This is a genomic window from Streptococcus equinus (genome assembly GCF_049393735.1).
GTDB lineage: Bacteria > Bacillota > Bacilli > Lactobacillales > Streptococcaceae > Streptococcus > Streptococcus equinus_G.
Window position 1 is genome coordinate 1 of the sequence record NZ_CP185946.1, and the last position, 13,308, is coordinate 13,308.

The window sequence follows — 13,308 nt, forward strand, 5'->3', positions numbered from 1 at the left end:
ATGACTGAAAATGAACAAATTTTTTGGAATAGGGTTCTCGAGTTAGCAAAAAGTCAACTAAAACAAGCAACGTATGAATTTTTCGTTTTAGATGCCAGGCTGATTCAAATTGAGCAAAATACAGCAACAATTTACTTGGACCCTATGAAAGAACTATTTTGGGATAAAAATTTGAAACCAATCATTTTAACGGCTGGTTTCGAGGTTTATAACGCTGAAATTGTAGTAAACTATGTTTTCGAAGAAGATTTAGCCAAACAAGCAGTAGCTGAACCAACATCCCAAGTTCTCCAAGCACCACAAAAAAGTAACCTGCCACAGGTTGACTCAGACCTAAATACAAAGTACACTTTTGACAACTTTGTACAAGGTGATGAAAACCGTTGGGCTTTTTCTGCGTCTTACGCCGTTGCGGACGCTCCAGGAACAACTTACAACCCTTTATTTATTTGGGGTGGACCCGGACTTGGAAAAACTCACTTGCTAAACGCCATTGGTAATGCCGTACTTCAAAACAATCCTAAGGCACGTGTGAAGTACATCACTGCAGAAAATTTCATCAATGAATTTGTTATCCATATTCGATTGGATACTATGGAAGAATTAAAAGAAAAATTCCGTAATCTTGATGTCTTGCTGATTGATGATATCCAATCTTTAGCGAAAAAAACACTATCTGGTACGCAAGAAGAATTTTTCAATACCTTCAATGCACTTTACGATAACAATAAGCAAATCGTACTCACTAGTGACCGTACGCCAGATCACTTGGATAACTTGGAGCAACGTTTGGTCACGCGCTTCAAATGGGGATTAACTATCAATATCACACCACCTGATTTTGAAACACGTGTTGCCATTTTGACAAACAAAACACAAGAATATGATTTTGTGTTCCCGCAGGATACTATTGAATATCTTGCAGGACAGTTTGATTCTAACGTGCGTGATCTAGAAGGGGCTTTGAAAGATATTAGTCTTGTTGCAAGTATCAAAAAAGCTAAAACAATCACAGTTGATATTGCTGCAGAAGCCATTCGTGCACGTAAGCAAGATGGTCCAAAAATGACAGTAATCCCAATCGAAGAAATCCAAAGTCAAGTTGGAAAATTCTATGGCGTTACTGTTAAAGAAATTAAAGCAACCAAACGAACACAAGATATCGTTTTGGCGCGACAAGTAGCAATGTACCTCACACGTGAAATGACAGATAACTCACTTCCGAAAATCGGTAAGGAATTTGGTGGACGTGACCACTCAACGGTCCTACACGCTTATAATAAAATCAAAAATATGATAGCTCAAGATAACAACCTACGTATTGAAATCGAAACTATCAAAAACAAGATTAAATAGTGGGTGTGGATAACGTGCCAAAATTTTATAGAGTTATCCACAAGTTGTGAACAACTCTCTTTCGCTGATTTTTCTAGCGTTTTTAGAGTTATCAACAGTTTAAACAGGACCTACTACTACTACTAACTTAATACTTATAAAATAAAGGAGTTATCTCATGATAAAATTCTCAATTAATAAATCATTCTTTCTTCAAGCATTGAATGCAACTAAGAGAGCAATCTCTACGAAGAACGCACTTCCAATTTTATCTACTATCAAAATTGAAGTACAAAACAACAACATTACTTTAACTGGTTCTAATGGACAAATTTCTATTGAAAACACAATTCCAACAACAAATGAAAATGCAGGTCTATTAATTACATCACCAGGTGCAGTACTATTAGAAGCGAACTTCTTTATTAATATTGTTTCAAGTCTTCCAGATGTAACATTAGATTTTGAAGAAATTGAAAGTCACCAAATCGTATTGACAAGTGGTAAATCAGAAATCACACTTAAAGGAAAAGATGTTGACCTTTATCCTCGTCTTCAAGAAATGGCGACTGAAAACCCACTTGTTATTGAAACAAAACTATTAAAATCAATTATCACTGAAACAGCATTTGCAGCTAGTCTTCAAGAAAGTCGTCCAATTTTGACAGGTGTTCACATGGTTCTTAGTGATCACAAAGATTTCAAAGCAGTAGCAACTGACTCACACCGTATGAGCCAACGTAAATTGACTTTGGAAAATACATCAAACGACTTTAATGTTGTTGTTCCAAGTAAATCACTTCGCGAATTTGCGGCTGTATTTACAGATGATATTGAAACTGTCGAAGTCTTCTTCTCAGATAGCCAAATGCTCTTTAGAAGTGACTACATTAGTTTCTACACACGTCTACTAGAAGGAAATTATCCTGACACTGACCGTTTGTTGACAAATTCATTTGAAACTGAAGTCACATTTAATACCAACGCTCTTCGTTCAGCTATGGAACGTGCTCACTTGATTTCAAATGCTACACAAAATGGTACTGTTAAACTTGAAATTACAAATAACAGCGTATCAGCACACGTTAACTCTCCAGAAGTTGGTAAAGTTAACGAAGAACTTGATATCATTGACCAATCAGGTAGCGATTTAACAATCAGCTTTAACCCAACTTATCTGATTGAAGCTCTTAAAGCTTTGAAGAGTGAAACAGTTATTATCCGTTTCATCTCACCAGTACGTCCATTTACTTTGGTACCAGGTGATGATGCTGAAAATCTTATCCAACTTATCACACCAGTTCGTACAAACTAAAAATCTTTAAGGAAACTTTAAGGATGACTTCGTATACTATAATCATCCTAAAACTTTTCTTTTTCATAATCTCCGGCAAGGGTACTGTCTATGCAGTGCTCTTGCTTTTTATGTTATAATATCTTTTGATATGACACTTTATATTATTGCTAATCCTCATTCAGGAAATCGTAGTGCCAAAGATATTATTGCAACATTGAAAAATCACTCAGAACAAGACGTAATTGCTTTTTTTACGCGATATCGAAATGATGAAGAAAATCAAGTTAAACAAGTTTTAAAATCTTTTCAATGCTCCCAAGATAAGTTATTGATTCTTGGTGGTGATGGAACTTTGTCTAAAGTTTTGTATCATTGGCCAGCTGAGATTCCATTTGCTTATTATCCGATTGGTTCGGGAAATGATTTTGCGCGTGCTCTTGATTTAAGAAAAAATCCCATGCAGCTAATTAAATCACTGGAAAAAGCGCCAAAAGAGATCAATGTTTTCACTTATCAGAAAGGTTTAGTGTTAAATAGTTTAGACCTTGGTTTTGCTTCATGGGTGATTAATCACGTTGAACATTCACAGCTTAAAGCGAAACTCAATAAATATCATTTAGGAAATTTAATCTATGTTTTAACGGCAATTCAGTGTTTGATTAAGAAACCAGCATTTGCTTCACTTGTTTTAGAAAATGAAGTGGGAGAGTCTATTGAGTTGAAAGACCTTTTCTTCTTTTCACTAGCAAACAACACTTATTTTGGTGGTGGTGTGATGATTTGGCCAGATGCGACGGCCTACTCGGGAAACTTAGATTGTGTTTATGCTACAGGTGAAACTTTGTGGAAACGAGCCTTGGTGCTGCTTACTTTAGTTTTGAAACAGCACAAGCAACTCAACTATTTCCAGCATCAGACTTACCGAAAAATCACTCTAAAACCAGCTGAGAGCAGCCTAATCGAGATTGATGGAGAAATTGTATCGCTTGATGAAGTGACTTTATCACCTCAGAAACGTTATATTTATTTGTAAAGGAGAAATCATGTACGAAATTGGAAGCCTTGTTGAAATGAAAAAACCTCATGCATGCACTATCAAAGCCACTGGTAAAAAAGCGAATGAGTGGGAAGTTGTTCGTGTTGGTGCTGATATTAAAATTCGCTGCACGAACTGTGACCATATTGTCATGATGAGTCGTCATGATTTTGAACGTAAATTGAAAAAAGTATTGTCATAAGAATATATCAATTTAATTAAGTCTGCGCATATAGCAGGCTTTTTTGTTGGATTTTATGCTATAATAGTTTTGATTGAATAAATTTAACGGAGACTAATAAAATATGGCTTTAACAGCAGGTATCGTTGGTTTACCAAACGTCGGAAAATCAACACTTTTTAATGCGATTACAAAGGCAGGTGCGGAAGCTGCTAACTATCCTTTCGCGACAATTGACCCTAACGTTGGTATGGTAGAAGTTCCAGATGAACGTCTACAAAAATTGACTGAACTTATTACACCTAAAAAAACAGTTCCAACAACATTTGAATTTACTGATATTGCAGGTATCGTAAAAGGTGCATCTCGTGGTGAAGGTCTTGGTAATAAATTCCTTGCTAACATTCGTGAAGTTGATGCGATTGTTCACGTTGTTCGTGCATTTGATGACGAAAACGTTATGCGTGAACAAGGTCGTGAAGATGCCTTTGTTGATCCACTTGCTGATATTGATACAATCAACTTGGAATTGATTCTTGCTGACTTAGAATCAGTTAACAAACGCTATGCGCGTGTTGAAAAAGTGGCACGTACACAAAAAGATAAAGATTCTATTGCAGAATTTAACGTTCTTCAAAAAATCAAACCAGTACTTGAAGATGGTAAATCAGCTCGTACAATTGAATTTACAGAAGATGAACAAAAAATTGTTAAACAATTGTTCCTTTTGACAACAAAACCAGTTCTTTACGTAGCAAACGTTGATGAAGATAAAGTTGCTAATCCAGATGATATCGAATATGTGAAACAAATTCGTGAATTTGCAGCAACTGAAAATGCTGAAGTTGTTGTTATCTCAGCGCGTGCGGAGGAAGAAATTTCAGAACTTGATGATGAAGATAAAGAATTCTTCCTTGAAGATCTTGGATTGAAAGAATCTGGTGTCGATCGTTTGACTCGTGCAGCTTACCACTTGCTTGGTCTTGGAACTTATTTCACTGCAGGTGAAAAAGAAGTTCGTGCATGGACATTTAAACGTGGTATCAAAGCACCTCAAGCAGCTGGTATCATTCACTCTGACTTCGAACGTGGATTCATCCGTGCAATTACAATGTCTTACGATGATTTAATCAAATACGGTTCAGAAAAAGCTGTCAAAGAAGCAGGTCGTCTTCGTGAAGAAGGGAAAGATTATGTGGTTCAAGATGGTGACATCATGGAATTCCGCTTTAACGTCTAAGCTAATTAATAATTGAAAATCAATGAGGTTGGAAAAATTTTTTCCAGCCCTTTTGACATTTGAAAGGAAAAATAATGGTAAAAATGATTGTTGGTCTGGGAAATCCAGGCAGTAAATATCACGAAACACGTCACAATATTGGTTTTATGGCAATTGACCGTCTAGCCAAAGACTTAAATGTGACATTTTCAGAAGATAAAAACTTTAAAGCAGAAGTTGGCTCTGCTTTTATCAACGGCGAAAAAGTTTATCTTGTAAAACCTACCACTTTTATGAATAATTCAGGAATTGCAGTGCACGCTTTGTTGACTTACTATAATATTAATCTTGAAGATTTCTTGGTTATCTATGATGATTTAGATATGGAAGTTGGCCGTATTCGTCTTCGTCAAAAAGGCTCTGCTGGTGGTCATAACGGTATCAAATCAATTATTGCTCATACAGGAACACAAGCATTTGACCGTATTAAAGTTGGTATTGGACGTCCAAAACAAGGACGCTCAGTTGTTGATCACGTTCTTGGAAAATTTGATAAAGATGATTACATAACAGTAACTAATACACTTGAAAAAGTGAATGATGCCGTTCAATTTTATTTACAGGAAGCAGACTTTGTGAAGACAATGCAAAAATTTAATGGGTAAAGTCTTATGAATATCATTGATTTATTTAGCCAGAATAAGCTGATTCAAACATGGCATAGAGGAGTTTCAAATCTTGGAAGACAGCTTATCATGGGGTTGTCAGGGGCCAGCAAGGCTCTTGCCATTGCTTCGGCTTATCAGGCAAATGAAGAAAAAATTGTCGTTTTGACATCAACTCAAAATGAAGTTGAAAAATTAGCTAGTGATTTATCTGGGCTAATCGGTGAGGATAAGGTTTATACATTTTTTGCGGATGACGTTGCAGCAGCAGAATTTATTTTTGCATCTATGGATAAAGCACATTCGCGATTGGAAGCTTTAAATTTTTTACAAGATACTACACAAACAGGAATTTTAATTACGAGCTTGGTAGGGGCACGAGTCTTATTACCAAATCCTAAAACTTATGCTGAGAGTCAGTTGAAATTTGCTGTTGGTGAGGATTACAACCTTGACAAGATTGTAAAGGTTTTGTCAAACGTAGGTTACCAGAAGGTATCCCAAGTTTTAAATCCTGGAGAGTTTAGCAGACGTGGTGATATTGTAGACATTTATGAGGTAACGGCTGACTATCCTTATCGTTTGGAATTCTTTGGCGATGAAGTCGATGGTATTCGTGAGTTCGATGCTGAGACCCAAAAATCACTTAGTAATGTTGATCAAGTTACAATCTATCCAGCAGATGAATTGATTTTGTCTGAAGAAGACTTTATCAGGGCTAGTACGGCTTTTGAAAAGTACTTAGAGACAGCTAAGGATAATCAACATGCTTATCTAAGCGAACTCTATGCTGCAACTCAAGAAAATTATCGTCATCAGGATATAAGACGTTTCTTATCACTCTTTTATGCTAAAGAGTGGACGCTTTTGGATTATATTCCAAAAGGGATACCGGTGTTCTTTGATGATTATCAAAAGATTGTTGATCGCAATGCTAAGTTTGATTTAGAGGTTGCAAACTTGTTGACAGAGGATTTACAACGTGGTAAAGCTGTGTCAAGTTTGGTTTACTTTGCTGATATTTATAAGGATTTGCGTCAGTATCAGCCAGCAACCTTCTTTTCAAATTTCCATAAAGGATTGGGAAATTTAAAATTTGATAGTTTGCACAATTTTACGCAGTATCCTATGCAGGAATTTTTCAATCAATTTCCATTGTTGATTGATGAAATTAATCGCTATCAAAAGTCTAAAGCAACTATTCTAATTCAGTCGGATACACAACATGGCTTAGAGCGTCTACAAGAAAATTTACAAGAGTATGGTTTAGATTTGCCGATGGTTTCTGCAGATGAAGTGCAAGAACATCAGGCTCAGCTAATTACTGGAAACCTTTCAAATGGTTTTTACTTTGCTGATGAAAAAATCGTCTTAATTACAGAGCATGAAATTTATCATAAGAAAGTCAAACGTCGCATTCGTCGTTCAAATATCAGCAATGCTGAACGTCTAAAAGACTATAATGAACTTTCTAAAGGTGATTATGTTGTTCACCATGTTCATGGGATTGGTAAGTTTTTGGGAATTGAGACAATTGAAATTCACGGTGTGCATCGTGACTATCTAACTATCCAATATCAAGGTTCTTCGACAATTTCCTTGCCAGTTGAGCAGATTGAAAGTTTATCAAAATATGTTTCAGCTGACGGTAAAGAGCCTAAAATCAATAAATTAAATGATGGTCGTTTCCAAAAGACTAAACAAAAAGTTTCTAAGCAAGTTGAAGATATTGCTGATGATTTATTGAAATTATACGCCGAACGTAGTCAGATGAAAGGTTTTGCCTTCTCACCAGACGATGATCTTCAACGAGAGTTTGATGATGATTTTGCTTATGTTGAGACAGAAGATCAACTTCGTTCAATCAAAGAAATCAAACACGACATGGAAGAAGCTAAACCTATGGATCGTCTTTTGGTAGGTGATGTTGGTTTTGGTAAAACAGAAGTTGCTATGCGTGCAGCCTTCAAGGCAGTTAATGACCACAAGCAAGTAGCTGTTTTGGTGCCAACTACTGTTCTTGCACAACAGCACTTCACAAATTTCTCAGAGCGTTTTGATAATTATCCTGTAGAGGTGGCTGTTCTTAGCCGTTTTCAAAGTAAAAAAGAACAAAATGAGACTTTAGAGAAATTAAAACAAGGTCAAGTTGATATCATTATTGGTACGCATCGACTCTTGTCTAAAGACGTTGAATTTGCTGATTTGGGCCTGATTATTATTGATGAAGAACAGCGTTTTGGTGTTAAGCACAAGGAAAAATTAAAAGAGCTTAAAACTAAAGTCGACGTGCTAACGTTAACGGCAACACCAATTCCACGAACTTTGCATATGTCCATGCTTGGAATTCGTGATTTGTCAGTTATCGAAACGCCACCGACAAATCGTTATCCTGTTCAAACTTATGTTTTGGAAACTAATCCTGGTTTGATTCGCGAAGCCATTATTCGTGAAATGGACCGTGGTGGTCAAGTTTTCTACGTTTATAATCGAGTTGACACGATTGACCAAAAAGTATCAGAACTGCAAGAGTTGGTTCCTGAAGCAAGCATTGGTTTTGTTCATGGTCAAATGAGTGAGATTCAACTTGAAAACACGTTGATGGATTTTATTGAAGGTGTTTACGATGTTCTTGTTGCGACAACTATCATTGAAACAGGCGTTGATATTTCAAATGTTAATACACTTTTCATTGAAAATGCTGACCATATGGGTTTGTCAACTTTGTATCAACTTCGTGGTCGTGTTGGGCGTTCTAATCGTATTGCTTATGCTTATCTCATGTATCGCCCAGACAAGATTTTGACAGAAGTTTCTGAGAAACGTTTGGATGCTATCAAAGGTTTTACAGAACTTGGATCTGGTTTCAAGATTGCAATGCGAGATCTGTCTATTCGTGGTGCCGGAAACATCCTTGGTGCCTCACAAAGTGGTTTTATCGATTCAGTTGGTTTTGAAATGTATTCCCAACTGCTAGAAGAAGCTATTGCTAAGAAGCAGGGCAAATCTCAAACACGTCGTAAGAGCAATGCTGAGATCAATCTACAAATTGATGCTTATCTTCCAAGTGATTATATTGATGACGAACGTCAAAAAATCGAAATCTACAAACGCATTCGTGAAATTGAAAGTCAAAATGATTATCAAACTTTACAGGATGAATTGATTGACCGTTTTGGAGAGTATCCAGATCAGGTTGCTTACCTTCTTGAGATTGGTCTTGTGAAATCGTATATGGACAATGCCTTTACTGAACTTGTTGAACGTAAAGATAACAATTTGTTGGTACGTTTTGAGAAAGCTTCACTGCAACACTATTTAACACAAGATTATTTTGAGGCTCTTTCTAAAACAAATTTGAAAGCTCGTATTGGAGAAAATCAAGGTAAGATTGAAATTACGTTCAATGTCAGAGGTAAAAAAGATTACGAAATCCTAGAAGAACTTCAAAAATTTGGTAGCATGCTAGCTGAAATCAAAGCCAGAAAAGCCCAAGAAGACTAGCTGTTAAAGAATTTTGATAATGTTTCACGTCGAACATTTTTATACTTACTATAGTAAGGGTAGTATTTTCATTAAGAGAGCACTTGCTCTCTTTTTATTACATTATCTTAACAAACAGATTGAAAGCATCTATTTTCTGAAAAAAAGTGATAAAATAGAAAAGATTGCGAGGTAAAATATATGAGACTAGATAAATATTTAAAAGTATCCCGTATTATTAAACGTCGTCCAGTAGCAAAAGAAGTTGCTGATAAAGGACGTATCAAAGTTAATGGCATCTTAGCCAAATCATCAACAGATTTAAAACTTAACGACGAAGTTGAAATTCGTTTTGGAAATAAATTGCTAACAGTACGTGTTCTAGAAATGAAAGACAGTACCAAAAAAGAAGATGCTACTAAAATGTATGAAATCATTAATGAAACAAGGATAGAAGCGGATGGAGAAGCCTAATATCGTTCAGTTGAACAATCAATACATCAACGATGAGAACACCAAAAAACGTTACCTTGAAGAGGAAAATCGCAAGCGCAATCGTTTTATGGGATGGATTTTGATTGTTGTAATGTTGTTGTTCATTTTACCGACATATAATCTTGTCAAAAGTTATCAAACACTGCAAGAGCGTAAAGATAAAGTTGTATCACTTCAAAAAACTTACAATAACTTAGTTGTTGAGACAGATGCAGAAAAAGTCTTGGCTAATCGCTTAAAAGATGACACATATGTTGAAAAATACGCTCGAGCTAAATACTATTTGTCACGCTCAGGCGAAACAGTTTATCCATTGCCAAATTTATTACCAAAATAATATGGAAAATTTAATCGAAACAATTGAAAAATTTTTAGCCTATTCCGATGAAAAATTAGAAGAATTGGCAAAAGAAAATCAAAAATTACGTGAAGAAAATCATCAAACACCAAAAAAATAATGAAAGGAGGAGCCAATGAAAAAATTATTCGCAGTGATGCTAATACCATTTTTCTTGACTTCTCTTTCTGCTGTTAGTACTGAAAAAAATGTTGATTTAACTAATGTTGAAAAGTATCAATTGGCTGCTGGTATTGCAACAACAGCAGCTTATTATGACTCACTACCGTCAAATCCGATTCTTATACAAGCAACCGATGTTTTTAAAGATAGTAATTTGACAACTGTATCAGGGTCACTTGCTGCTAATCATCATTTAGATGTTATTGATTTATCCGTTAACGATAATTCAGAACCTGTCTTTAAATTATCAAATGGTTCTTATATTGAGGCGAGTCATCAATTGATTTACGATGATGTGGTTCTTAGTCAAGAATCTGACAACGAAAAATATTGGCTAAAAGAGGATTTCAAAGTGTATCAAGCACCGTATGTTGTAGGTACACATGAAGTTCAGACTGATTTAACAGCTTATTCAGCTGTTACAGTTACTCAAAAAGCCACAACTTATCATGGCACTTATTATAAAGTTGACGGTAAAGGTTGGATTAGCGAAGACTATCTATCAACCTCTGATAACCGTATGGAAAAAATTCAGCAAGTTCTTAATCAGAAATATAATAAGGGCAATTATTCCATTTACGTTAAACAATTATCAACGCAAGAAACAGCAGGTATCAATTCTGATACAACCATGTATGCAGCTAGTGTTGCTAAGCTCGCAACACTTTACTACGTTGAAGAAAAAATCCAAGATGGCAGTGTTAAGATGGATGATAAATTAAGATACACTGCTGATGTGAATAATTTTTCTAAAGCCTATAATCCAAGTGGTAGTGGGAAAATTAGCAAGACCGCTGACAATAAAGATTACAGTGTTGAGGACTTGTTAAAAGCTGTCTGCCAGCATTCTGATAATGTTGCAACAAACATCTTAGGTTACTATATTGCTAAACAATATGGTGAACATTTCACTTCAGATATTAGTGCTGTAACAAATACAGCATTTGATATGAAATCGCGTGAAATGTCTTCTAAAACAGCTGCTGATTTAATGGAAGCTATCTATCAGCAAAACGGTGATATCATTTCCTATCTATCGTCAACTGATTTTGATACAGCACGTATCTCCAAAGATATCAATGTTCAAGTTGCTCATAAAATCGGTGATGCTTATGACTACAGACATGATGTTGCGATAGTCTATGCTAACGAACCTTTTATCTTATCAATTTTTACAGATAATGCTTCGTACGACGATATTTCAAATATCGCTAACGACGTTTACAATATTTTAAATTAGTGATGTCTTATGTATGATAAATTAGTAAAAGAAATTCAAAAGAAGGCATATTTTGCCAAACACAAAAAAGTTTTAATAGCTGTCTCAGGTGGAGTAGATTCTATGAATCTGCTACACTTTTTGTATATATACCGAAAAAATTTAGGTATAGAAATTGGGATTGCACACGTCAATCATAAACAGCGTGTTGAATCAGATACAGAAGAAAATTATTTACGAGATTGGGCAAAAGAGCATCGAATTCCAATTTATGTTTCTCATTTTTCAGGAAACTTTTCTGAAAAAACGGCGCGTGATTTCCGGTATCACTTTTTTAAGCAAGTTATGAATGAGCAAAACTACACGGCACTTGTAACAGCTCATCATGCTGATGACCAGGCAGAGACAATCTTTATGAGACTTTTACGTGGTAGTCGCTTGCGTCATTTATCAGGGATTCAGGCAGTCTCCCACTTTGCTAATGGTGAATTAATTCGTCCCTTTTTAGACTATTTCAAAAAAGATTTACCAGATATTTTTCATTTTGAAGATGATTCAAATCAATCCTTGGATTTTTTGAGAAATCGTATTCGAAATCGCTATATTCCAATTTTGGAAGAAGAAAATCCAAAATTTAAGCAGGGACTTCGTCAGCTTGGAGAAGAAAGTGAACAACTTTTTCAGGCGTTTCAAGATTTAACACAAAATATTGATGTAACGAATTGCTCTGAGTTTTTGGCTCAATCTCAAGCTGTTCAGACAATTCTTTTTCAAAATTATCTAGAAAATTACCCTGATTTACAGGTTTCTCGTGGCCAATTTGAAGAGATGCTTCAGCTATTGAGAAATAAATCGAATGCGAAGTATCACATAAAATCAGATTATTGGTTAGTTAAGGATTACGATGCATTTCAGATTAAAAAAATCAGCCCTAAGACCGATAGGGAACTGGATCAAAAGATGATAGACTATAGTAGTATAGTCAATTATGGTCAGTATCGATTTCAATTTGTCAGCAAAGATAAGGAAGGTATTGCCCTTTATAGTCTAAATCCGGTTCTTCTACGGCGAAGACAAGAAGGTGATCGTATTGATTTTGGAAAATTTTCAAAGAAATTGCGGAGGCTGTTTATTGATGAAAAGATTCCAAGTCAAGAACGTACTAATGCCATTATCGGTGAACAAGATGGAAAAATAATTTTTGTCCTGGTTGCTGGTAAAACTTATTTGAGAAAACCCTCTAAACATGATATAATGGAGGGCAAATTGTATATTGAAAAAATTAGAAATAGGTGATGTCATGCTTGAACAAGATATTGAAAAAGTGTTATATTCTGAAGAGGAGATTGTTAGTAAAACCAAAGAATTGGGTGAACAACTCACAAAAGATTATGAAGGTAAAAATCCTCTATTGATTGGTGTTTTAAAAGGTTCTGTTCCCTTTATGGCAGAATTGATTAAACACATTGATACGCACGTTGAAATTGATTTTATGGTCGTTTCTAGCTACCATGGTGGAGTCCAAAGTAGTGGTGAGGTAAAAATCCTTAAAGATGTCAATACGAATATTGAAGGTCGTGATGTCATCTTCATCGAAGATATTATTGATACAGGACGTACTCTTAAATACCTTCGTGACATGTTTAAATATCGTAAAGCTAATTCAGTTAAAATTGCAACTCTTTTTGATAAACCAGAAGGCCGTGTTGTCGATATTGAAGCTGACTATGTCTGCTACGATGTACCAAATGAGTTTATTGTAGGGTTTGGCCTTGACTATGCTGAACGTTACCGTAATTTACCATATGTTGGCGTTTTGAAAGAAGAAATCTATTCAAAATAGTAGAAAGTCGTTAGT

Annotated in this window: 13 protein-coding genes; all 13 read left to right on the plus strand. The window is 35.4% G+C overall.

The window, feature by feature from the left end; all coding sequences use genetic code 11:
- The 13 genes from dnaA (at position 1) to hpt (ending at position 13,293) form a co-directional block, all read left to right on the plus strand.
- Positions 1–1,356, plus strand: a complete 1,356-nt coding sequence (gene dnaA / locus ACNTMY_RS00005) for a chromosomal replication initiator protein DnaA (protein WP_423216253.1) — start codon at positions 1–3, stop codon at positions 1,354–1,356.
- A 157-nt stretch (positions 1,357–1,513) separates the two neighbouring features.
- Complete coding sequence (gene dnaN, locus ACNTMY_RS00010; protein ID WP_021143391.1) at positions 1,514–2,650, plus strand: DNA polymerase III subunit beta; 1,137 nt, start codon at positions 1,514–1,516, stop codon at positions 2,648–2,650.
- 130 nt (positions 2,651–2,780) lie between these two features.
- Entirely contained in the window at positions 2,781–3,665 is an 885-nt protein-coding gene (locus ACNTMY_RS00015) for a diacylglycerol/lipid kinase family protein (RefSeq protein ID WP_423216254.1), read from the plus strand.
- A gap of 10 nt (positions 3,666–3,675) precedes the next feature.
- Complete coding sequence (locus tag ACNTMY_RS00020) at positions 3,676–3,870, plus strand: DUF951 domain-containing protein (RefSeq protein WP_004233691.1); 195 nt, start codon at positions 3,676–3,678, stop codon at positions 3,868–3,870.
- A gap of 103 nt (positions 3,871–3,973) precedes the next feature.
- Positions 3,974–5,089, plus strand: a complete 1,116-nt coding sequence (gene ychF / locus ACNTMY_RS00025) for a redox-regulated ATPase YchF (RefSeq protein ID WP_126440862.1) — start codon at positions 3,974–3,976, stop codon at positions 5,087–5,089.
- Positions 5,090–5,163: 74 nt separating this feature from the next.
- The gene (pth, locus tag ACNTMY_RS00030; RefSeq protein ID WP_423216255.1) at positions 5,164–5,733 is read left to right on the plus strand and encodes an aminoacyl-tRNA hydrolase; all 570 of its coding nucleotides are present in this window, start codon (positions 5,164–5,166) and stop codon (positions 5,731–5,733) included.
- Positions 5,734–5,739: 6 nt separating this feature from the next.
- Positions 5,740–9,237 (plus strand): transcription-repair coupling factor, encoded by a 3,498-nt coding sequence (gene mfd / locus ACNTMY_RS00035; protein ID WP_423216256.1) that lies wholly within the window; start codon positions 5,740–5,742, stop codon positions 9,235–9,237.
- A gap of 180 nt (positions 9,238–9,417) precedes the next feature.
- Entirely contained in the window at positions 9,418–9,690 is a 273-nt protein-coding gene (locus ACNTMY_RS00040) for an RNA-binding S4 domain-containing protein (protein WP_004233698.1), read from the plus strand.
- The gene (locus ACNTMY_RS00045; RefSeq protein WP_021143399.1) at positions 9,677–10,048 is read left to right on the plus strand and encodes an FtsB family cell division protein; all 372 of its coding nucleotides are present in this window, start codon (positions 9,677–9,679) and stop codon (positions 10,046–10,048) included. Before ACNTMY_RS00040 ends, ACNTMY_RS00045 begins: the two co-directional genes overlap by 14 nt.
- Position 10,049: 1 nt before the next feature.
- Positions 10,050–10,169, plus strand: coding sequence for an SP_0009 family protein (locus tag ACNTMY_RS00050; RefSeq protein WP_004233700.1), 120 nt, complete (start codon positions 10,050–10,052; stop codon positions 10,167–10,169).
- A 15-nt stretch (positions 10,170–10,184) separates the two neighbouring features.
- On the plus strand, positions 10,185–11,471 hold the full coding sequence (locus ACNTMY_RS00055; RefSeq protein WP_423216257.1) for a serine hydrolase: 1,287 nt from the start codon (positions 10,185–10,187) through the stop codon (positions 11,469–11,471).
- Between the two features lie 9 nt (positions 11,472–11,480).
- On the plus strand, positions 11,481–12,746 hold the full coding sequence (tilS, locus tag ACNTMY_RS00060) for a tRNA lysidine(34) synthetase TilS (RefSeq protein ID WP_423216258.1): 1,266 nt from the start codon (positions 11,481–11,483) through the stop codon (positions 12,744–12,746).
- A 4-nt stretch (positions 12,747–12,750) separates the two neighbouring features.
- Complete coding sequence (gene hpt / locus ACNTMY_RS00065) at positions 12,751–13,293, plus strand: hypoxanthine phosphoribosyltransferase (protein WP_423216884.1); 543 nt, start codon at positions 12,751–12,753, stop codon at positions 13,291–13,293.
- Positions 13,294–13,308 lie beyond the last annotated feature (15 nt).

Excerpts from the sequence above, each read along its gene's own strand:
- ACNTMY_RS00015 (WP_423216254.1), top strand. The coding sequence starts at position 2,781 with ATGACACTTTATATTATTGCTAATCCTCATTCAGGAAATCGTAGTGCC.
- tilS (WP_423216258.1), top strand. The coding sequence starts at position 11,481 with ATGTATGATAAATTAGTAAAAGAAATTCAAAAGAAGGCATATTTTGCC.
- ACNTMY_RS00040 (WP_004233698.1), top strand. The coding sequence starts at position 9,418 with ATGAGACTAGATAAATATTTAAAAGTATCCCGTATTATTAAACGTCGT.
- ACNTMY_RS00050 (WP_004233700.1), top strand. The coding sequence starts at position 10,050 with ATGGAAAATTTAATCGAAACAATTGAAAAATTTTTAGCCTATTCCGAT.
- ACNTMY_RS00055 (WP_423216257.1), top strand. The coding sequence starts at position 10,185 with ATGAAAAAATTATTCGCAGTGATGCTAATACCATTTTTCTTGACTTCT.
- hpt (WP_423216884.1), top strand. The coding sequence starts at position 12,751 with ATGCTTGAACAAGATATTGAAAAAGTGTTATATTCTGAAGAGGAGATT.
- dnaN (WP_021143391.1), top strand. The coding sequence starts at position 1,514 with ATGATAAAATTCTCAATTAATAAATCATTCTTTCTTCAAGCATTGAAT.
- ychF (WP_126440862.1), top strand. The coding sequence starts at position 3,974 with ATGGCTTTAACAGCAGGTATCGTTGGTTTACCAAACGTCGGAAAATCA.
- ACNTMY_RS00045 (WP_021143399.1), top strand. The coding sequence starts at position 9,677 with ATGGAGAAGCCTAATATCGTTCAGTTGAACAATCAATACATCAACGAT.
- dnaA (WP_423216253.1), top strand. The coding sequence starts at position 1 with ATGACTGAAAATGAACAAATTTTTTGGAATAGGGTTCTCGAGTTAGCA.
- ACNTMY_RS00020 (WP_004233691.1), top strand. The coding sequence starts at position 3,676 with ATGTACGAAATTGGAAGCCTTGTTGAAATGAAAAAACCTCATGCATGC.
- pth (WP_423216255.1), top strand. The coding sequence starts at position 5,164 with ATGGTAAAAATGATTGTTGGTCTGGGAAATCCAGGCAGTAAATATCAC.
- mfd (WP_423216256.1), top strand. The coding sequence starts at position 5,740 with ATGAATATCATTGATTTATTTAGCCAGAATAAGCTGATTCAAACATGG.